This window comes from Glutamicibacter sp. NPDC127525 (genome assembly GCF_042672105.1).
Taxonomy (GTDB): Bacteria; Actinomycetota; Actinomycetes; order Actinomycetales; family Micrococcaceae; genus Glutamicibacter.
This window is the reverse complement of the sequence record NZ_JBHXVN010000001.1, coordinates 346,996-367,146: the sequence shown is the minus strand read 5'-3', so window position 1 is coordinate 367,146 and position 20,151 is coordinate 346,996. Positions and strand designations below refer to the sequence as shown.

Sequence of the window (20,151 nt, the reverse complement as noted above, 5' to 3'; positions counted from 1 at the left end):
CGGCCAACTGGTGGCCGCCAAGGAGACTAGAATGAAAAAGCTCTTGTGGGTTTCGATTGGAGTGGGCGTTGGCGTGCTCGCGTCCAAGAAATACGCTGAAGTTTCATCCGGGGCGGCGCTAAACCGCCAGGTCGGCAAGTACACCGACCGCGCCTCGGAATATTGGGAAGCCTTCCGCCAAGGAATGAGCTCCCGCGAAGAAGAATTACGTTCCGCCTTGGGCGTGGACGCCGCTAAGTGAAGGGATCATCCGTAACACGATGAAAACGCAGGAAATTGCCCGTCGTTGGGTCGACTTTTTCGTCTCGAAGGGCCATACGGCGGTACCTAGTGCCTCGCTGGTCTCGGCCGACCCTTCGCTGTTGTTCACGGTGGCCGGCATGGTCCCGTTCATCCCTTACCTCACCGCGCGCGAAGAGCCCCCGTACTCCCGTGCGACCTCCGTGCAGAAGTGCATCCGCACCGGCGATATCGAAGAAGTGGGCAAGACCGCGCGTCACGGCACCTTCTTCCAGATGTGCGGCAACTTCTCCTTCGGCGACTACTTCAAGAACGAAGCCATCCACTTCGCCTGGGAGCTGCTGACCAGCTCCGTCGAAGACGGAGGCTACGGCCTGGACAAGGAACGCCTGTGGGTCACCGTCTACGAAGACGGAGACGAGAAGGACCTTGAAGCCCGCCGCATCTGGGAAGAAGAGATCGGCATGCCTACCGAGCGCGTTGTAGGCACCGGCAAGGAAGACAACTACTGGAATACCGGCCAGCCCGGCCCCGGCGGTCCATGCTCCGAGATCTACTACGACCGCGGCCCCGCCTACGGTGTCGAGGGCGGCCCAGCGGTCGACGAGACCCGCTACGTGGAAATCTGGAACCTCGTGTTCATGCAGTACCGACTCTCCGCGGTACGTTCCAAGACCGACTTCGATGTGGCCGGCGAACTGCCCAAGCGCAACATCGATACCGGCCTGGGCCTGGAACGACTAGCCATGATCCTGCAGGGCGTCGAGAATATGTACGAGACCGACCAGGTCCGTCCGGTGCTCGACAAGGCCGCCGAGCTTGCCGGCGTCACCTACACCTCCACCGAGGATCCAGCCGACCCGAACCACGCCACCGACGTGCGCCTGCGCATGATCGCTGACCACATCCGCTCCTCGCTGATGCTGATCTCCGACCAGGTCACCCCGGGCAATGAAGGCCGCGGCTATGTGCTGCGCCGGCTGATCCGCCGCGCTGTGCGCGCAATGCGCCTGATGGGCGTGGACACCGAGGTGCTCCCTGAGCTGCTCCCGGTATCGCGCGACGCCATGAAGGGCGTCTACCCCGAGGTGGAGGCCGATTTCGAGCGCATTGCCCGCATCGCCTACGCCGAAGAGCGCGCTTTCCGCCGCACCATCGCTTCGGGCACCACCCGCCTGGACGAGGCACTGGGCCACGCCAAGGAGGAAGGCAAGAACCTCTCCGGCGATGACGCCTTCACCCTGCACGACACCTTCGGCTTCCCGATCGACCTCACCTTGGAGATCGCCGCCGAAGCAGGCCTGTCCGTAGACGAGTCGCGTTTCCGCGAACTGATGAACGAGCAGCGCACCCGCGCCCAGAAGGACGCCAAGGCCAAGAAGGCCGGCCACGCCGACCTGTCGGTGTACACCCAGCTGGCCGAGGCCGGCAACGTGCACTTCACCGGCTATGACACCCTCGAAGGCGAATCCTCCATCCGCGGCATCATCCGCGATGGCCAGGTTGTGCCATTCGCCGAGCAGGGCCAGGAAATCGACCTGGTGCTCAACGAAACCCCGTTCTATGCCGAGTCCGGCGGCCAGGCAGGCGACAGCGGCCTGATCACCGGCGACGGCTTCGTGCTGGAAGTCACCGACGTGCAGGCCCCGGTCAAGGGCCTGAACGTGCACAAGGTCATCGTGCGCGAAGGCGAATTGCCAGCCGAAGCACTGGTTCGCACCCAGGTCGACGCGGTGCGCCGCCGCTCCGGCGAGCAGGCGCACTCCGCCACCCACCTGGTGCACGCCGCGCTGCGCGAGCTGCTTGGCCCAACGGCCACCCAGGCCGGTTCCTTCAACAAGGCCGGCTACCTGCGCTTCGACTTCTCCTGGGCCGAGGCGCTCTCCGCCGCGGCACGCAGCGAAGTCGAGGAGGTAGTGAACCTGGCCATCGCCTCGAACTACCAGGTCGTCACCAATGAGATGGCGCTGTCCGAGGCGAAGAAGCTGGGCGCCATGAGCCTGTTCGGGGAGAAGTACTCCAACGACGTGCGCGTGGTCGAGATGAACGGCGACTGGTCGCGCGAGCTGTGCGGCGGTACCCACGTGGACACCACCGCGCGCATCGGCCAGCTGACCTTGCTCTCGGAGGCTTCGGTCGGTTCGGGCAATCGCCGCGTCGAGGCTCTGGTCGGCATGGAAGCCTTCCGCCACGGAGCCGCCGAGCGCGCCCTGGTTTCCGAGCTCTCGGGCCTGTTCCGCGTTCCATCCAGCCAGGTGTCCGAGCGTGTCAACGACACCGTTGCCAAGCTGAAGGCCGCCGAGAAGCAGATCGCCGAGCTCAAGAGCCAGGCAATGCTGGCCCAGTCCGCGGCGCTGCTGCAGAAGGTCGCCACCATCGGCAGCACCCGACTGCTGGCCCACAACGCCGGGCAGATCGACTCGGCTGACGCCCTGCGCACCATGGCACTGGACCTGCGCGCCAAGCTGGGTTCCGAAGCCGCAGTCATCGTGCTGATCGGCGTGGCCAACGGCCGCCCGCTGGTGCTGGCTGTGACCAACGACGAGGCCCGCGCCAACGGCTTCAAGGCCGGCGCGCTGGTGCGCACCGCTACCGGTGTGCTCGGCGGCGGAGGCGGCGGCAAGGACGATATGGCACAGGGCGGTGGCCAGGACGCATCGAAGATCGATGACGCACTGGCTGCAATCCAGGCGGCACTGGCCAATGGCTAATGCCGCTCTCGGCGTCGACGTGGGCCTGGCCCGCGTCGGCGTCGCCGCATCTGATCCCTCCGGAATCCTCGCCACCCCGGTGATGACCCTGCGCCGGGATGCGAAGAAGAACTCGGATCTGCGGATGCTTCTGCGCATCATTGCCGATCGCGGCGTCACCGAGGTATTCATCGGGGAGCCGAAATCGCTGGCTGGCAACGCGACCGAATCCACTAAAATGGCACGTGACTACGCGATTGCCTTGGCTCAGGAAGCTGCAAGCGCTAATATCGAGCTTGAGGTTTTCATGGTCGACGAACGCCTGAGCACCGTGAACGCGCATCGCTCGTTGCACGCCTCGGGCAAGAAGATGGAAGATCACCGCAAGGTGGTCGACCAGGTCGCGGCCACTGAGATCTTGCAGCAAGTGCTGGAAATGCGACGCAACAATGTGCGCGTACAAGCCAGCCGGATTGTGCTGCGCTAGCCCACAACCGCTAGGGCACCACAACGACCCGAGAGATGAGAGTTGATGCGAGAAGAAGCCCGCCATGAACGGCAACGCGAAACGCATCGCGCGCTATACGAACGCTTTGCCGCCGGCACTGGCTTGCCGATCGAACAACCCTCAGAACCGGAACTGACCGGCACCGGGCATTACCGCCAATCGCTGGCGGCGGCCGAGGACAGCTGGCAGGAGCCCGCAGACCAGGAAGCCCCGGACGGGGAAGGAACCGACACCAGGTTCCTCCCCGCCCAGGCAGCCGCCGCCTCCGATGCGCCAGCATTTGCCGGGCACGAAGATGCCGCCCAGGAGCACTACTCGCACGAGCCCGAAGCCGCGCAGCAGGCCGCGGTGCTCAGCAGCGATCCCCACGATGACCAAGCTGCCCAGGCCGCCGCCGGCAAGGCCCAGCGGCGCAAGCGCACCAAGCGCAAGCGCAACCTGGTCATGCTGGCCACCGTGCTGATCTTCGCACTGGTGGTCGCCGGCTCGGTCTACTTCGTCAAGTCCGTGCTCAAGCAGTTCAACCCGGACGACTATCCAGGCCCAGGCGGCGCCGCGGTGGAATTCACCGTGGAAGATGGCTGGGGCTTGAAGATCATTTCGCGCAAGCTCGAGGAGCTCGATGTCGTCTCCAGCGACGGCCTGTTCACCGACGCCGTCGCGGACTCCGAAGCGCAGAGCAAGCTGATCCACCCCGGCACCTACCTGCTCAAGAAGCAGATGCCAGCGGCCGACGCGGCAGATATCCTCGTGAACCAGCGTCCGGACAAGGTCTTCTACATCGGGCTGAAGGCCAATATGCGCCTGGACGCGGCGATCAAGGAGATTGCCAAGGGCTCGGGCCTGGCGGAAAAGGATCTGCAGGAGCTGGCCAAGAAGCCGCAGCAATTCGGCCTGCCTGCCTCGGTGCCGAGCCTCGAAGGCTGGCTGCACCCGGGGGAGTACCGCTTCCCGCTGAACGCCGACGCCGAAGAAGTCCTGGGCGAACTGGTCAAGGCCACCAAGGCTTCCCTGGAGCAGGCCGGCATCACCGACCTCGAAGAGGGCTACCGCACCCTGAAGGTCGCCTCGATCCTGCAGGCCGAGGCACGCACCCCGGACTACGCCACGGTCGCCGGCGCGATCGAGAACCGCCTGGACCCGGGCAACCGCGAAACCCACGGGCTGCTGCAGGTCGACTCCTCGGTGATCTACGGGCTGGACCGCTACTCGCTGCAGTTCAGCGCCCAGGAGAAGCAGGACGCGTCGAACAAGTACAACACTTATGTGCACACTGGCCTGCCGCCAACCCCCTTGGGCTCGCCGGCGAATTCTGCGATTGAGGCTGCTGCCCATCCGGAAAGCAACGGCTACTACTACTGGGTGACGGTCAACATCGAAACCGGTGAAACCAAGTTCGCCTCGACCTACGCTGAGCACCGGCAGAACCAGGCGGAATTCCGCGCCTGGTGCAACCAGAATCCAGGAGTCTGCTAGCGCGGATTCCCGTGCTTGCCAGTCGCGCTGTTGCCGCTGTGCGGGCAGCCACAAGCAGAAAGTCCATGAAGCCATGAAGCAGGCAGCCGTTCTCGGCCACCCCATCAGCCACTCCAAGTCGCCGGTGCTGCACCGCGCCGCCTACCAGCTGCTCGGCGTGCCGATCAGCTACAGCGCGATCGATCTGGAACCGGGGGATGCTGCCGGGCACGCGGCCGAGCTGCGCGCAGGAAACTGGGCGGGCTGCTCGGTCACCATGCCGCTGAAGGATGCGTTCGTGCCGCAGATGGATGAGCTGTCCGCCCGCGTGCAACGCCTTGGTGCGCTGAACACCGTGGTGGTCCGCGAAGACGGCACCCTCTACGGGGAAAACACCGACATCGACGGCCTGGTCCAGGCCCTGGCGGATTTCGGGCTCGCCCGCAGCGCGCAAGCGATGGTCCTGGGTTCGGGCAACACCGCGCTGGCCGCCATCGAGGCCGCCGCAGAAGTCGGCGCCCGGCAGCTGACGCTGGTGGTGCGCGCAGCCTCCCGTGCCACCCGCGCTGTCGAATTGGCCCGCGAGCTCGGGATGGAAACGTCCGTCCACGAGATTTCGGGCATCGGCCAGGAGCTGGCCGCCACGCTCAACGAGATTCCGCTGGTCTTCTCCACCCTGCCGCCGCACGCGGCCGATGACTGGGTGCCGGCGATCGGCGCAGGCACCGGAATCCTGCTGGATGTCGCCTACGATCCGTGGCCTTCGGCCTTGGCCCGGGCCTGGCAGGGAACCGTGATCAGCGGGCTGCATATGCTGGTGCACCAGGCGGTGGAACAAGTGCGGCTCTTCAGCGCCGGTGCATGGGAGGAATCGCGTCGCATGGACGTCACAAATGCGATGTATGACTCTTTGGGTCTGGCCCGACACCAGTAATCAGTTCGTGCCATGGCAAAATAGATGACATGTTGCGTTGGTTGACCGCGGGCGAATCGCATGGCCCGGCACTTGTTGGAATTCTCGAAGGACTACCCGCCGGAGTATCGGTGGATAGCGAAGCAGTGCGAGAGGCACTGGCGCGCCGACGCCTCGGCTATGGCCGCGGCGCGCGCATGAAGTTTGAAAAGGACCAGGTCACCTTCCTTGGCGGTGTCCGCCATGGCAAGACCCAGGGCGGCCCGGTAGCCATTGAAATCGGCAACACCGAATGGCCCAAGTGGGAACGCGTGATGAACGCGGATCCGGTGGACCTGGATGAACTGGCCTCGATGGCGCGCAATGCGCCACTGACCCGGCCGCGTCCGGGGCACGCCGATTTCACCGGCATGCAGAAGTACGGCTTCGAGGACGCCCGCCCGATCCTGGAGCGCGCCAGCGCCCGCGAAACCGCGGCCCGTGTCGCCTTGGGCACCGTGGCTTCCCGTTTCCTGAACGACTTGGGCATCCAGCTCGTTTCGCACACCACCGCCGTCGGCTCCGTGGCTGCTCCAGCCGATGCGCCGCTTCCCACGGCCGCCGACGTTCCGGCGCTGGATAACGACCCGCTGCGCTGCTTCCACCAGGAAACCAGCGAGGCGATGGTCGCCGAAGTCGATGACGCGCACAAGGCAGGGGAGACCCTGGGCGGCATCGTCGAGGTTCTGGCCTACAACCTGCCTCCGGGCATCGGCTCCTACGTGCACTGGGACCGCCGCCTGGACGCACGCCTGGCCGCGGCCCTGATGGGCATCCAGGCAATCAAGGGCGTGGAGGTCGGCGACGGCTTCGCCACGGCCGCCCGCCGCGGCTCGGCCGCCCACGACGAGATCGTGCACGCCGAAGACGGCAGCATCAAGCGCGACTCGAACCGCGCCGGCGGCATCGAGGGCGGCATGAGCATTGGCGAGGTGCTGCGCGTGCGCGCCGGCATGAAGCCGATCGCCACCGTGCCCCGCGCCCTGCGCACCGTGGACACCGCCACCGGCGAGGACACCACCGCGCACCACCAGCGTTCGGATGTCTGTGCGGTGCCGGCAGCCGGCGTCGTGGCAGAAGCAATGGTCGCCCTGGTGCTCGCCCAGTCCCTGCTGGAGAAGTTCGGCGGCGACTCGGTGGCCGAAACCAAGCGCAATATCGAGTCCTACCTGGCGAACATCCCGGGCAACCTGGGTTCGACCGGCGTCTAGGAAGCGCGCTTCAATGATCTACCTCATTGGTCCGATGGCCAGTGGCAAGTCCACCGTGGGCAAGTCACTGGCCACGGCCCTTTCTACGAGCTTTGCGGATTCGGACGCGGCCATCGTCGCCCACCATGGAACCATCGCGCAGATCTTCGCCGAGCACGGCGAGGCGCATTTCCGCGACCTGGAAGTCCAGGCGCTGTGCCGGCTGCGCACCGGCGTGGTCGCCACCGGGGGAGGCGCAGTGCTGCGCGAAGAGAACCAGCAGCTGCTTTCGCGCGGGACGGTGATCTACCTGGAGCTGGGTGAACAGGCCGCAGCCGAGCGCATCAAGGGCGACGGGCACCGCCCGCTGCTGGCTGGTGACCAAGCCCTCAACAGCTGGATCTCCGTTTACGAAAAACGCCGCCCCATCTACGAAATGCTCGCTGACGTGCACGTTCTGGTGGATGGAAAGTCCGTTCCGCAAATTATCGACGAGCTTTTGCCGCAGCTGGACGCCCTGTGATTAGCCTCACGAGATGCAACTTCTGGCCGAACGCACGCGTACGCTAGAAAAATCACCACCATCAGGAGGAACTAGACTGATGCCTATCGCACCGACCACTCTGAAGGTCACCGGAAGCACCCCAGGGGAGTCATACCCTGTCATGGTCGGCAACGGCCTGCTGGGCCACTTGCCCGAACTGCTTGGCCCCGCGGTCAAGAAGGTCCTGGTCATCCACCCGCGGGCCCTGCGCGCCACCGGCGACGTCGTGCGCGACGAACTGGCGAAGTCCGGCCTGGAAGCATTGACCGCAGAGATTCCGGACGCCGAAGAAGGCAAGCACATCCAAGTCGCCTCCTTCTGCTGGGAAGTGCTGGGCAAGAACGATTTCACCCGTTCCGATGCCGTGATCTCCGTGGGCGGCGGCGCCGTCACCGACGTCGCAGGTTTTGTCGCAGCCACCTGGCTGCGCGGCGTGAAGGTCATCCATATCCCTACCTCGCTGCTGGCCATGGTCGACGCTGCCGTGGGCGGCAAGACCGGGATCAACACCGCCGAAGGCAAGAACCTGGTTGGCGCCTTCCACCCGCCAGCAGGCGTGCTCGCCGATCTGGACGCGCTGGCCACCTTGCCTGAGAACGAGCTGGTGACCGGCATGGCCGAGATCGTCAAGTGCGGATTCATCGCCGACGAGCGCATCCTGGAACTGATCGAAGAAGATCCGGCCGATGCCATCGACCCGGCCAGCGACCGCTTGCGCGAACTGGTCGAGCGCACCATCGCGGTGAAGGTCGACGTGGTTTCCCGCGACCTGAAGGAAGCCGGCGACCGCGAATTCCTGAACTACGGCCACACCCTGGCCCACGCCATCGAGCTGTCCGAACGCTACCAGATGCGCCATGGTGCCGCCGTGTCCATCGGGCTGGCCTTCGCCGCCGAATTGGGCCGCTCGGTAGGGTACACCTCCGACGCGGTGGCCGATCGCCACGTCGCGATCCTCAAGTCCCTTGGCCTGCCGACCACCTACCGCAATGACCGCTGGGCTGCACTGCTCGATGGCATGAAGCGCGACAAGAAGGCCCGCGGCAGCCAGCTGCGCTTCGTCGTGCTGGAAGAAATCGGCAAGCCGCGCATCTACGAAGTCCCCGATAACTCGCTGCTCTTCGCCGCCTACCAGGAAATCGGGGAGTAACTACATGGTCGACTACACCGCATACGCCATTGACGTCGCATCGGTAAACCGCGAAGGTGTCGGCACCGCCGTAGAGGGCGTGCTGATCGACCCCCAAACGCTGAAGCCCTACATCGCCGACGAGGCCGCGGCCGAGCAGCAGCTGCTGGTCGGTTCCCCTACCGACCAGGTCATGGTGCTGCTGGCGCGTGGCGAGCTGGTGAAAGCCGGCGAGCTGATCGCTGAATCGCGTTTCGTGGATCCAACCAACGCCCACCTGCGCGTGCTGGACACCGAGCTGACCCGCATGCAGGGCGACTTCGATCGCGCGATCAACCGCCTGCGCAAGCTGGCCGAGGAATTCGCCGGCACCGCATACGAGCCGCTGATCCACCACCACGCTGGCCTGTCCTTCTTCGCGAAGGGCGATTTCAAGGCGGCGGCAACCCGTTTCCGCAAGGCCCTGGATCTGCGCATCGCGCTGGACGACGATGCGTACCTGGTCAACGCCGCAAGCACCTGCATGCAAATTGCCGAGGAGCGCGCCGCGCAGTAATGCGCGCCACCGTGTGAAACCCTTTGTACCGCATGGTGCGTAGGGTAAACTTGGAGATGGATTTTTGATAATGCCGGCGCTAGCTGGCGAAAATAGAGGATTGAGGAACCGTGGCGGATACAACTGACATCAAGAATGGACAGGTCATCAAGATCGATGGCCAGCTTTGGACCATCATTGACTTCCAGCACGTCAAGCCAGGCAAGGGCGGCGCATTCGTTCGCACCAAGATGCGCAACGTCATGTCCGGGAAGGTCTTGGACAAGACCTACAACGCTGGCACCAAGATCGAGCTGGCCACCGTCGACCGCCGCGACTACCAGTACCTCTACCAGGATGGCGAAGACTACGTCTTCATGAACCTGGAAGATTACGACCAGATCACCGTGTCCGGCACCACCGTTGGCGATGCAGCAGGCTTCCTGCTGGAGAACCAGGAACTGACCATCGCCATGTACGATGGCAGCCCGCTGTACCTGGAACTGCCAGCTTCGGTCATCCTGGAAATCACCTACACCGAGCCAGGCCTGCAGGGCGACCGCTCGTCGGCTGGCACCAAGCCGGCAACCCTGGAAACCGGCAAGGAAATCCAGGTTCCGCTGTTCGTTGAGCAGAACACCAAGGTCAAGGTCGACACCCGCACCGGCGACTACCTGGGTCGTGTCAACTAGTGAGAGCCCGCGCCAAAGCCCGTCGCCGAGCTCTTGAGTTCCTGTTCGAAGCCGAAGCCCGCGATGTCAATCCGCTGGCCGTAGCCATCGCACGACGGGAAAACTCGGATATCGTACTCAACGAGTACTCGCTGACGATCATCGAAGGCGTTACCGCACACCTGGACCGCATTGACGAAGTTCTCGAGAGCTACGTCAAGGACTGGACCATCGAGCGCATGCCAGCGGTTGACCGCAGCGCACTGCGCATCGGTGTGTGGGAGCTGCTTTACAACGATGACGTTCCCGATGCAGTAGCCGTGGCTGAAGCCGTGGTGAACGTCCGGGAATTGTCCACCGATGAATCGCCGGAGTTCGTCAATGGCGTTTTGGGTCGCATCCAGAGCGTCAAGGACACCCTGGTCGACTAATTCGATCCTCATCATTCCGAGCCCGGGCCGGAACCCCTTTCATGGGGTTCCGGCCCGGGCTTTTTTGCGTTAAGCCGTTGCCTGTCGCGGCTCGGCCCCGGGCAGGATCACGGCGAAGCAGGCGGAGCGGGCGACCTGCACGTCGACCTGCTGTCCACGGGCTCGAATGCCGGGGGCTGGATGCTTTGCTGCTGTCCACGCGTTCGGTTCTGCTTTCCACGCTCGGACTGCTTGTCCTGCCGCACCATCTAGGTGAAGCGGAGCGGAACTGGGACCTGGATATCCCGGGCTGATCCGGCGGGCAGGAACTCGGGTCCGCCGGGATCCGAGTTCGACGGAGCGGCGCAAATCCTGCACGAGCAGTACGCGCGGCATAGCGGGCCTGCAGATCTGCTGCGCGAATGCCTTGCCCGGGCGTGCGGGCCGATCATGCACGAGGAATCCCGGGCCCACGCCACTTCGCGGGTGTGTCGATCGCAACACATCTGCGCGCGGGGCCAAGGCCAAGCGCAGGGATCTGCGTGGTTCTGCCGGTCGCACGAAGCCGCCGGCCGATCGCTGTGACCGATCCCATGCCCTATTCAGTGTCATGCATAGGTTTCCGCTAGGGAATCAGCTCCCGCTCGTGATAATTTGAGTTAGCAATATTCCTTTAAATCCCGTCCCGTGAGGCGGAGAAGGGAGAGGTGCACAGCATGAATGAAAATTCAGTGCCAGATGCTGCCCGCACGGTATTAACCGGCGACGACATCGAACGTGTACTCACTCGCGTAGCCTTCGAGATCATCGAGGCCAACAAGGGCACGGACGACCTGGTGCTCCTAGGCATTCCCAGCCGGGGTTTCCCGCTGGCACAGCGGCTGGCAGCGCGAATCGCGGCTACCGCCCCGGGCAACCTGGACCCGGCATCCCTGGTAGGCCAGCTCGACATCACCATGTACCGTGATGATCTGCGCCACTCCACCACCCGTACCCCGTCGCCGACGCGCCTGCCAGCAGGCGGCATCGAAGGCAAGGTCGTGGTCCTGGTTGACGACGTCCTGTACTCCGGACGCACCATCCGCGCCGCCCTGGATGCCCTGGCAGACTGGGGCCGCCCCCGCATCGTGCGGCTGGCCGTCCTGGTTGACCGCGGACATCGGGAACTGCCGATCCGCGCCGATCATGTGGGCAAGAACCTGCCGACAGCCAAGAGCGAAAAGGTGCGCGTGCACTTGGCGGAAATCGATGGGAAAAACGAAGTCGTGATCGAGGGCGCCGCGTGAAACACCTGCTATCCACCGCGGACCTGACCCGCGAAGAAGCCATCGCCATCCTTGATATTGCCGAAGAGATGCGCGAGTCCTCGACCCGTGCCATCAAGAAGCTTCCGGCCCTGCGCGGTCGCACCGTGGTGAACCTCTTCTTCGAGGACTCCACCCGCACCCGGATTTCCTTCGAAGCCGCCGCCAAGCGATTGAGCGCCGACGTCATCAATTTCTCGGCCAAGGGCTCGAGCGTTTCCAAGGGCGAGTCCCTGAAGGATACCGCCCAGACCCTGCTGGCCATTGGCGCCGACGCAGTGGTCATCCGCCACCCGGATTCCGGCGCCCCGGCCCGGCTAGCGGCCACGGACTGGATTGGCCTGCCCATCGTCAATGCAGGCGACGGCACGCACGAGCATCCCACCCAGGCGCTGCTGGACGCATTCACCCTGCGCCGCCAGGTGGCATTGCGCGATGGCACCAGCCCGGCAGGCCGCGGCCTGGACGGACTGAAGGTCGCGATCGTCGGGGATATCCTGCATTCGCGCGTGGCCCGCTCCAACCTGTGGCTGCTGAACACCCTCGGTGCCGAAGTGACGATGGTGGCCCCTCCGACCCTGCTGCCTTTCGGCGCCGGCTCCTGGCCCTGCGCCATCAGCTACGACCTGGACGCAGTGATCGCCTCGGGCGTTGACGCGCTGATGATGCTGCGCGTGCAGGGCGAGCGGATGAACGCCGCCTACTTCCCGAACCCCCGCGAATACTCGCGCTACTGGGGACTGGACGATGCGCGCCTGGCGCAATTGGACGCCTCGGGCGCCGAAACCCTGATCATGCACCCGGGCCCGATGAACCGCGGCCTGGAAATCTCCTCGGCCGCCGCGGATTCGCCGCGCTCCACCGTGCTCGACCAGGTCACCAATGGCGTGGCCGTGCGCATGGCCAGCCTCTACATGCTCCTCTCCGGCGACCTGATCTGAAGGAAGAACCCATGAACTACTTGATCCAGCAGGCCTCCATCCTCGGCGGCGAACCGGTCGACGTGCTGATTGCCGACGGCAAGATCGCCCAGCTGGGCAGCATTGCTGCCGCCGGTGATGCCCAGGTCATCGACGCGCGGAATCTCGTGCTCCTGCCCGGGCTCGTCGACACCCACACGCACCTGCGCGAACCAGGCCGCGAAGACGCCGAAACCGTGGAAACCGGTTCGCAGGCAGCGGCCCGCGGCGGCTACACCGCCGTGCACGCCATGGCCAACTCCACCCCGGTAGCCGATACCGCCGGCGTCGTCGAGCAGGTCTACGAATTGGGCCGCAAGGCAGGCTGGGTGGATGTCCGCCCGGTCGGCGCGGTGACCGTCGGTTTGGCCGGCAAGCAGCTGAGCGAAATCGGCGCAATGGCCGACTCCCGTGCCCAGGTGAAGATGTTCTCCGATGACGGCATCTGCGTCTGGGACCCGCTGCTGATGCGCCGCGCCCTGGAATACGTGAAGGCCTTCGACGGGGTCATCGCCCAGCACGCCCAGGAACCGCGCCTGACCGAAGGCGCCCAGATGAACGAGGGCGAAGTCTCCGCCATCCTGGGCATGCCCGGCTGGCCAGCGGTCGCCGAGGAATCGATCATCGCCCGCGATGTGCTCTTGGCCGAGCACGTCGGCGCCCGCCTGCACGTGTGCCACGTGTCCACGGCCGGCTCGGTGGAGATCATCCGCTGGGCCAAGGCCCGCGGCATCCAGGTCACCGCGGAGGTCACCCCGCACCACCTGCTGCTCACCGATGAGAAGGTGCGCACCTACGACCCGGTCTTCAAGGTCAACCCGCCGCTGCGCCGCGAAGAAGACGTGATGGCGCTGCGCGCGGGCGTTGCCGACGGCACCATCGACGTGATCGGCACCGACCACGCCCCGCACCCCTCCGAGGCCAAGGACTGCGAGTGGGGCGCGGCCGCCATGGGCATGACCGGCCTGGAGACCGCGCTGTCCATCGTGCAGCACACGCTGGTGGACACCGGGCTGATGGGCTGGGAGGGCGTGGCCCGCATTACCTCGCAGGTGCCCGCGCAGATCGGCCGCGTTGCCGACCAGGGCCGACCGATCGCCATCGGCGAGCCTGCCAACCTGGTGCTGGTCGATCCGGCAGCCCGCTGGATCGTCGACCCGGCCGCCATGGCCACCAAGGGGCGCAACTCGCCGTTCGCCGGCATGGAGCTGCCAGGATCGGTGCGCGCCACCTTCTTCCACGGCCATGCCACCGTGCTCGATGGCCAGCTGGCTACCCCGAGGACGGCCAATGCCTGAGGGAGCCCTGACCCCGTTGATCTGGACGATTGTCGCGATCGTCGCAGGCGTGGGCCTGATCCTTTTCGGCTGGCGGAACCTCAAGGCCCGGCAGTCAGCGATTCCCGAGCCCTTCGAGGACTTCGCCGATGAGGTGGAGCACCATTTCGCAGGCATGTACGTGGTCACCACCCGGTTCGACGACTGGCTGGCGCGCATCGCGGTCCATGAGCTCGGGGTGCGCACCAACGCCACCTTGGAACTGGGACGCGAAGGGCTGCACCTGATCCGTTCCGGAGCGCGCGACGTGCACATCCCGTGGGAGCACTACGAGGACGTGAAGCGCAGCAACGGGATGATCGGCAAGGTCGTGGAGAAGAACGGCCTGATCGTCATCACCTGGAACAAGGACGGCTTCACCTTCGACACCGGATTCCGTCCCCGCTACCACGAGGACACCCCAAAGATCTATCAGTTGCTGGCGTCGCACAACGACGTAAGCCGAGCAGGAGACAAATAAGTGAATTCCCTGAGCAACCTACCAGCCGTGTTGGTACTTGAAGATGGCCGCATCTTCCGCGGGCGCAGCTATGGCGCCGTGGGCACCACCCTGGGTGAAGCAGTGTTCACCACCGGCATGACCGGCTACCAGGAAACCCTGACTGACCCGTCCTACGCGCACCAGATCATCGTGCAGACCTTCCCGCACATCGGCAACACCGGCGTGAACTCGCAAGATCCGGAATCCACCCGCATGTGGGCTGCCGGCTACGTGGTGCGCGACGCCGCCCGCCGGCCAAGCAACTGGCGCAGCGAGCGCACCCTTGATGCAGATCTGGTCGAGTACGGCATCGTGGGCATCCAGGGCGTGGACACCCGCGCGCTGACCCGCCACCTGCGCGACGCCGGCGCGATGAAGTCCGGCATCTTCTCCGGCGATGACGCCGCGAAGACCGACGCCGAGCTGGTGGCCCTGGTCAAGGCGCAGCCGTCGATGGCCGGCCGCAACATCTCCGCCGAGGTTTCGGTGGACGCCGCCTACATCGTCGAGCCAGCGGACCACGGCTACGACGGCGAGGCCAAGCACACCGTGGCCGCGATCGACCTGGGCATGAAGTCGATGACCCCGCACCGCCTGGCCGAGCGCGGCCTGCGCGTGCACGTGCTGCCGTACAACGCCACCCTGGAAGATATCAAGGCCACCGGTGCTAACGGCGTGTTCTTCTCCAACGGCCCCGGTGACCCTGCCACCGCCACCGCCCAGGTGGAACTGGTCCGTTCGGTGCTCGATGCCGGCATCCCGTACTTCGGCATCTGCTTCGGCAACCAGATCCTGGGCCGCGCGCTGGGCTTCGACACCTACAAGCTGCGCTTCGGCCACCGCGGAATCAACCAGCCGGTGATGGACAAGGCCACCGGCCGCGTGGAAATCACCAGCCAGAACCACGGCTTCGCCGTCGACGCGCCCATCGAGGGCGCCGTCACCGCTCCGGTCGAACGCTTCGGCAAGGTCGAAGTCTCGCACTATTCACTGAACGACCACGTGGTCGAAGGCCTGAGCTGCCTGGACATCCCGGCCTTCTCCGTGCAGTACCACCCAGAGGCAGCATCCGGCCCCCACGATGCCGCCTACCTCTTTGACCGCTTCATGACCGCGTTGGATTCCGCCGCAGAAAAGGACAGCAAGTAATGCCTAAGCGCACCGATCTGAAATCAGTTCTCGTCATCGGTTCGGGTCCGATCGTCATCGGCCAGGCCGCTGAGTTCGACTACTCCGGCACCCAGGCACTGCGTGTGCTCAAGGAGGAAGGCCTGCGGGTCATCCTGGTCAACTCCAACCCGGCCACCATCATGACCGACCCGGAATTCGCCGACGCCACCTACGTGGAGCCGATCACCCCCGAGGTCGTCGAGAAGATCATTGCCAAGGAACGCCCGGATGCGATCCTGCCGACCCTGGGCGGGCAGACCGCGCTGAACACCGCCATCGCCCTGGACAAGTCCGGTGCCTTGGAGAAGTACGACGTCGAGCTGATCGGCGCGAACATCGAAGCCATCGAGCTGGGCGAGGACCGCGAGAAGTTCAAGGGCGTCGTGGAGCGCTGCGGCGCCGAATCGGCCCGCTCGGTCATCGTGCACACCCTGGACGAGGCCTTCGCCGCCGTCGAGGAACTGAACTACCCGGTGGTCGTCCGCCCGTCGTTCACCATGGGCGGCTTGGGTTCGGGCATGGCCTACAACCCGGAGGACCTGCGCCGCATCGCGGGCGCCGGCCTGCAGTACTCGCCAACCACCGAGGTGCTCCTGGAGGAGTCCATCCTGGGCTGGAAGGAATACGAGCTGGAGATGATGCGCGACAAGAACGACAACGTCGTGGTCGTCTGCTCCATCGAGAACTTCGATCCGGTCGGCGTGCACACCGGCGACTCGATCACCGTGGCCCCGGCCATGACCCTGACCGACCGCGAATACCAGAAGCTGCGCGACATCTCGATCGCGGTCATCCGCGAAGTCGGCGTGGACACTGGCGGCTGCAACATCCAGTTCGCCATCGAGCCTGACACCGGCCGCGTCGTGGTCATCGAGATGAACCCGCGCGTCTCGCGCTCCTCGGCACTGGCCTCCAAGGCCACCGGCTTCGCGATCGCGAAGATCGCCACCAAGCTGGCCGTGGGCTACACCCTGGATGAGATCCCGAACGACATCACCCAGAAGACCCCGGCTTCCTTCGAACCGGCCCTGGACTACGTGGTCGTGAAGGTCCCGCGCTTCGCCTTCGAGAAGTTCCCGGCAGCGGACAAGACCCTGACCACCACCATGAAGTCGGTCGGCGAAGCGATGGCCCTGGGCCGCAACTTCACCGAAGCGCTGCAAAAGGCGCTGCGCTCCCTGGAGCAGAAGGGCTCCGAGCTGTCCTTCGAGCCGATCCCGGAATCCGAGCACGAGGCCGTGCTGGCCTCGATCGTCAAGGGCTCGACCGAGCGCCTGTCGCTGGTCCAGCGCCTGCTGTTCTCCGGCGTGTCCATCGAGAAGCTGTTCGAGACCACTGCGATCGACCCTTGGTACCTGGACCAGCTGCAGCTGATCAACGAGGTCGCGCAGCTGGTGGCCGCGAACAAGCACCTGCCGGAGCACGTGCTGCGCGAGGCCAAGCGCCACGGCTTCTCCGATGTCCAGCTCGCCCAGCTCACCGGCAAGGCCGAATCGGTCATCCGCGGCATCCGCCATGCCCTGGGCGTGCGCCCGGTCTACAAGACCGTGGACACCTGCGCCGCCGAATTCGAGGCCTTCACCCCGTACATGTACTCCTCGTACGACGAAGAGACCGAGCTGGAGCGCCACGAGAAGAAGTCGGTCATCATCCTGGGCTCGGGCCCGAACCGCATCGGCCAGGGCATCGAGTTCGACTACTCCTGCGTCCACGCGGTGATGGCGCTGCGCGCCGAGGGCTACGAGACCGTCATGGTCAACTGCAACCCCGAGACCGTCTCCACCGACTACGACATCTCCGACCGCCTCTACTTCGAGCCGCTGACCTTGGAAGATGTCCTGGAGGTCATCCACGCTGAAGAGGAAACCGGCGGCGTGCTGGGCGTGTTCGTCCAGCTTGGCGGCCAGACTCCGCTGAAGCTCGCCGCCGAGCTGAAGGCTGCCGGCGTGCCGATCCTGGGCACCTCGCCCGAGGCCATCGACCTGGCCGAGCACCGCGGCGCCTTCCAGCAGGTACTGGATAACGCCGGGCTGGTAGCGCCGAAGAACGGCACCGCGGTGTCCTTCGCCGATGCCAAGACCATCGCCGACTCCATCGGCTACCCGGTACTGGTTCGCCCTTCCTACGTGCTGGGCGGGCGTGGCATGGAGATCGTGTACGACGAGGCCAACCTCGAGCGCTACATCACCAACGCGACCGAAATCACCGTGGACCACCCGGTACTGGTGGACCGCTTCCTGGAAGACGCCATCGAGATCGATGTCGACGCCCTGTTCGACGGCACCGACCTGTACGTCGGCGGCATCATGGAGCACATCGAGGAAGCCGGCATCCACTCCGGGGACTCGGCCTGCACCCTGCCTCCGATCACCCTGGGCGCCGACGTGCGCGACCGCGTTGCCGCGGCAACCCGTGCGATCGCCGAAGGCGTGGGCGTGCGTGGCCTGATCAACATCCAGTTCGCCCTGGCCAGCGACATCCTGTACGTGATCGAAGCGAATCCGCGTGCATCGCGCACCGTGCCATTCACCTCGAAGGCTACCGGCGTGCAGCTGTCCAAGGTCGCCGCGCTGATCGGCGTGGGCCGTACCCTGGCCGAAATGCGCGGCAGCTACCTGCCAGCATCCGGCGATGGCGCGCACCTGCCGGAATCGGCGGCGATCGCCGTCAAGGAAGCAGTTATGCCGTTCGCCCGCTTCCGCACCCCGGAGGGCAAGGTCGTCGACTCGCTGCTCGGCCCCGAAATGCGTTCCACCGGCGAAGTCATGGGCATCGACAAGTACTTCGACACCGCTTTCGCCAAGTCGCAGGCCGCAGCGAACAACCCGCTGCCAACCGGCGGCAAGGTCTTCGTCTCGGTCACCAACCGCGACAAGCGCTCGATCGTCCTGCCGGTCAAGCACCTTGCTGACCAGGGCTTCGAGATCATCTCCACCGGCGGCACCGCAGAAGTGCTGCGCCGCAACGGCATCCCGACCCAGGTGGTCGGCAAGCTGCACGAAGGCGGGGAGTCCATTGTCGATTTGATCGTAGCCGGCCAGATCGGCCTGATCCTGAACACCCCGTCGGGCTCGGATGCACGTGGCGATGGCTACGAGATCCGCGCCGCCGCGACGTCTGTCGGCACCCCGGTCATCACCACCGTGGCGGAGTTCAACGCTTCGGTCCAGGCGATCGATGCCCTGCGCGAGTACGAGTGGGATGTCACCAGCTTGCAGGTGCACGACGCCAACCTGAACGCAGCGCGCAATGCCTGAGCCGACCCCATTCGGTCAGCGGCTTCGTTCAGCCATGCAGGCTTCCGGCCCGCTGTGCGTGGGGATTGATCCCCACCCGGCGCTGCTGGAAGCCTGGGGGCTGGAAAATACGGCCGAGGGCGTGCGATCTTTCTCACTGACCGTCGTGGAAGCGATGGCCGGTGCGGCGGCAATCCTCAAGCCCCAGGTGGCTCTGTACGAGCGTTTCGGGTCCAAGGGATTTGCCGCATTGGAAGAAACCTTGAGTGCTGCGAAGTCCGCTGGACTGCTCACGCTGGCCGACGCCAAGCGCGGGGATATCGGTTCGACCATGGCAGCGTACGCGAGCGCATGGCTCGATGATGCTTCTCCGCTGGCCGCTGATGCCGTGACTCTGAGCCCGTACCTGGGTTATGAATCGCTGCGTCCGGCATTGGATTTGGCTGCTGGAACCGGCAGGGGAGTGTTCGTTCTCGGACTGACTTCCAACCCCGAGGGGCCATCGGTACAGCACGTAGGCGGGGAAAACTCGGTTGCTAAATCAATTATTGACCAAGTCACTGCGGATAATGCATACGCAGGAGATTTAGGACATGTCGGGCTGGTTGTTGGTGCGACCATCGGGGATGCACCGTCCAAGCTCGGAATCGATCTGGCAGCTTCCAAGGCTCCGCTGCTCACACCAGGGCTCGGCGCCCAGGGTGCAACGGCCGCGGATATTGCCAAGTCATTCGCCTCAAGCTACGGCCAGGTACTGGGCACGAGCAGCAGGGACATCCTGAAAGAGGGGCCGACTAAGGCCGCTCTCAGGGAAAAAGCCCTGCGGGTTAGGGACGAATTGCTGGCAGCTCGCTAGCAAAAAATTCGAATAAGTGACATAGGCGCGTTGTGGCTATTAGAGTTTCTAGTAGCCACAACGCGTTTAGTCTTGCAAAAGCAGCGTTAGCTCGCTATGTTTCTCAACATAAGCCTTAGTCCACTACAACTGAAGGATGGCTGAACGATGGTACTGCGAGAACTCTCTGACGAAGATCGTATCCGCGCCCGCGCCAAGGCACTCGCCGCACGCACTCGTCGTGCAGAAATCAAGGCCGAGTTCAGTGCCGGCAAAATTTCCATCACCGAGGTACTAGACTTGGTATACGAAGATGAAGCCGTGGGACGCATGCGTGTCATGGACCTTCTGGAATCGGTACCGGGCGTAGGTGAAGTACGCGCGGCAAATTTGCTGGAGCGACTTGGCATTTCCCCTTCCCGCCGTCTGCGCGGACTGGGACGCAAGCAGCGCACCGCAATCACCGAGCACTTCAAGCAAAGCCCGCCAAAAACGAAAGTGTAGT

Annotated in this window: 19 protein-coding genes; all 19 read left to right on the top strand. The window is 64.8% G+C overall.

Going from position 1 to position 20,151, the window contains the following annotated elements; all coding sequences use genetic code 11:
* Positions 1-31: 31 nt before the first annotated feature.
* The 19 genes from ACFVHU_RS01645 (at position 32) to mihF (ending at position 20,150) form a co-directional block, all read left to right on the top strand.
* A complete protein-coding gene (locus ACFVHU_RS01645) occupies positions 32-241 on the top strand; it encodes a hypothetical protein (protein ID WP_105658293.1) in 210 nt (69 codons plus the stop codon).
* A gap of 19 nt (positions 242-260) precedes the next feature.
* Positions 261-2,951, top strand: coding sequence for an alanine--tRNA ligase (gene alaS / locus ACFVHU_RS01640; protein WP_388022102.1), 2,691 nt, complete (start codon positions 261-263; stop codon positions 2,949-2,951).
* Positions 2,944-3,417, top strand: a complete 474-nt coding sequence (ruvX, locus tag ACFVHU_RS01635) for a Holliday junction resolvase RuvX (protein WP_219844133.1) — start codon at positions 2,944-2,946, stop codon at positions 3,415-3,417. The genes alaS and ruvX overlap by 8 nt, the downstream gene beginning before the upstream one ends.
* 45 nt (positions 3,418-3,462) lie before the next feature.
* Complete coding sequence (gene mltG / locus ACFVHU_RS01630) at positions 3,463-4,914, top strand: endolytic transglycosylase MltG (protein ID WP_388022100.1); 1,452 nt, start codon at positions 3,463-3,465, stop codon at positions 4,912-4,914.
* A 73-nt stretch (positions 4,915-4,987) separates the two neighbouring features.
* Positions 4,988-5,827, top strand: coding sequence for a shikimate dehydrogenase family protein (locus ACFVHU_RS01625; RefSeq protein WP_388022098.1), 840 nt, complete (start codon positions 4,988-4,990; stop codon positions 5,825-5,827).
* Positions 5,828-5,856: 29 nt separating this feature from the next.
* Positions 5,857-7,056, top strand: coding sequence for a chorismate synthase (gene aroC / locus ACFVHU_RS01620; RefSeq protein WP_388022096.1), 1,200 nt, complete (start codon positions 5,857-5,859; stop codon positions 7,054-7,056).
* A gap of 13 nt (positions 7,057-7,069) precedes the next feature.
* Complete coding sequence (locus tag ACFVHU_RS01615) at positions 7,070-7,558, top strand: shikimate kinase (RefSeq protein ID WP_105658299.1); 489 nt, start codon at positions 7,070-7,072, stop codon at positions 7,556-7,558.
* 79 nt (positions 7,559-7,637) lie between these two features.
* Entirely contained in the window at positions 7,638-8,729 is a 1,092-nt protein-coding gene (gene aroB, locus ACFVHU_RS01610) for a 3-dehydroquinate synthase (RefSeq protein WP_388022094.1), read from the top strand.
* Between the two features lie 4 nt (positions 8,730-8,733).
* Positions 8,734-9,264 (top strand): tol-pal system YbgF family protein, encoded by a 531-nt coding sequence (locus tag ACFVHU_RS01605; protein ID WP_105658301.1) that lies wholly within the window; start codon positions 8,734-8,736, stop codon positions 9,262-9,264.
* Between the two features lie 110 nt (positions 9,265-9,374).
* A complete protein-coding gene (efp, locus tag ACFVHU_RS01600; RefSeq protein WP_013349066.1) occupies positions 9,375-9,935 on the top strand; it encodes an elongation factor P in 561 nt (186 codons plus the stop codon).
* Positions 9,935-10,345 (top strand): transcription antitermination factor NusB, encoded by a 411-nt coding sequence (gene nusB, locus ACFVHU_RS01595; protein WP_105658302.1) that lies wholly within the window; start codon positions 9,935-9,937, stop codon positions 10,343-10,345. Before efp ends, nusB begins: the two co-directional genes overlap by 1 nt.
* 695 nt (positions 10,346-11,040) lie before the next feature.
* The gene (gene pyrR / locus ACFVHU_RS01590; protein WP_105658359.1) at positions 11,041-11,610 is read left to right on the top strand and encodes a bifunctional pyr operon transcriptional regulator/uracil phosphoribosyltransferase PyrR; all 570 of its coding nucleotides are present in this window, start codon (positions 11,041-11,043) and stop codon (positions 11,608-11,610) included.
* Positions 11,607-12,569 carry an aspartate carbamoyltransferase catalytic subunit gene (locus ACFVHU_RS01585; protein WP_105658303.1) on the top strand — a complete coding sequence of 321 codons (963 nt, stop codon included), beginning with the start codon at positions 11,607-11,609 and terminating at the stop codon, positions 12,567-12,569. The genes pyrR and ACFVHU_RS01585 overlap by 4 nt, the downstream gene beginning before the upstream one ends.
* A gap of 11 nt (positions 12,570-12,580) precedes the next feature.
* A complete protein-coding gene (locus tag ACFVHU_RS01580; protein WP_105658304.1) occupies positions 12,581-13,885 on the top strand; it encodes a dihydroorotase in 1,305 nt (434 codons plus the stop codon).
* Positions 13,878-14,384 (top strand): hypothetical protein, encoded by a 507-nt coding sequence (locus ACFVHU_RS01575; RefSeq protein ID WP_105658305.1) that lies wholly within the window; start codon positions 13,878-13,880, stop codon positions 14,382-14,384. Before ACFVHU_RS01580 ends, ACFVHU_RS01575 begins: the two co-directional genes overlap by 8 nt.
* On the top strand, positions 14,385-15,554 hold the full coding sequence (gene carA / locus ACFVHU_RS01570; RefSeq protein WP_105658306.1) for a glutamine-hydrolyzing carbamoyl-phosphate synthase small subunit: 1,170 nt from the start codon (positions 14,385-14,387) through the stop codon (positions 15,552-15,554).
* Positions 15,554-18,832 carry a carbamoyl-phosphate synthase large subunit gene (carB, locus tag ACFVHU_RS01565; protein ID WP_133833340.1) on the top strand — a complete coding sequence of 1,093 codons (3,279 nt, stop codon included), beginning with the start codon at positions 15,554-15,556 and terminating at the stop codon, positions 18,830-18,832. The genes carA and carB overlap by 1 nt, the downstream gene beginning before the upstream one ends.
* Entirely contained in the window at positions 18,825-19,667 is an 843-nt protein-coding gene (gene pyrF, locus ACFVHU_RS01560) for an orotidine-5'-phosphate decarboxylase (RefSeq protein ID WP_388022089.1), read from the top strand. The genes carB and pyrF overlap by 8 nt, the downstream gene beginning before the upstream one ends.
* A gap of 147 nt (positions 19,668-19,814) precedes the next feature.
* Positions 19,815-20,150, top strand: coding sequence for an integration host factor, actinobacterial type (gene mihF, locus ACFVHU_RS01555; RefSeq protein WP_013349055.1), 336 nt, complete (start codon positions 19,815-19,817; stop codon positions 20,148-20,150).
* The last annotated feature ends 1 nt before the right edge of the window (position 20,151 follow it).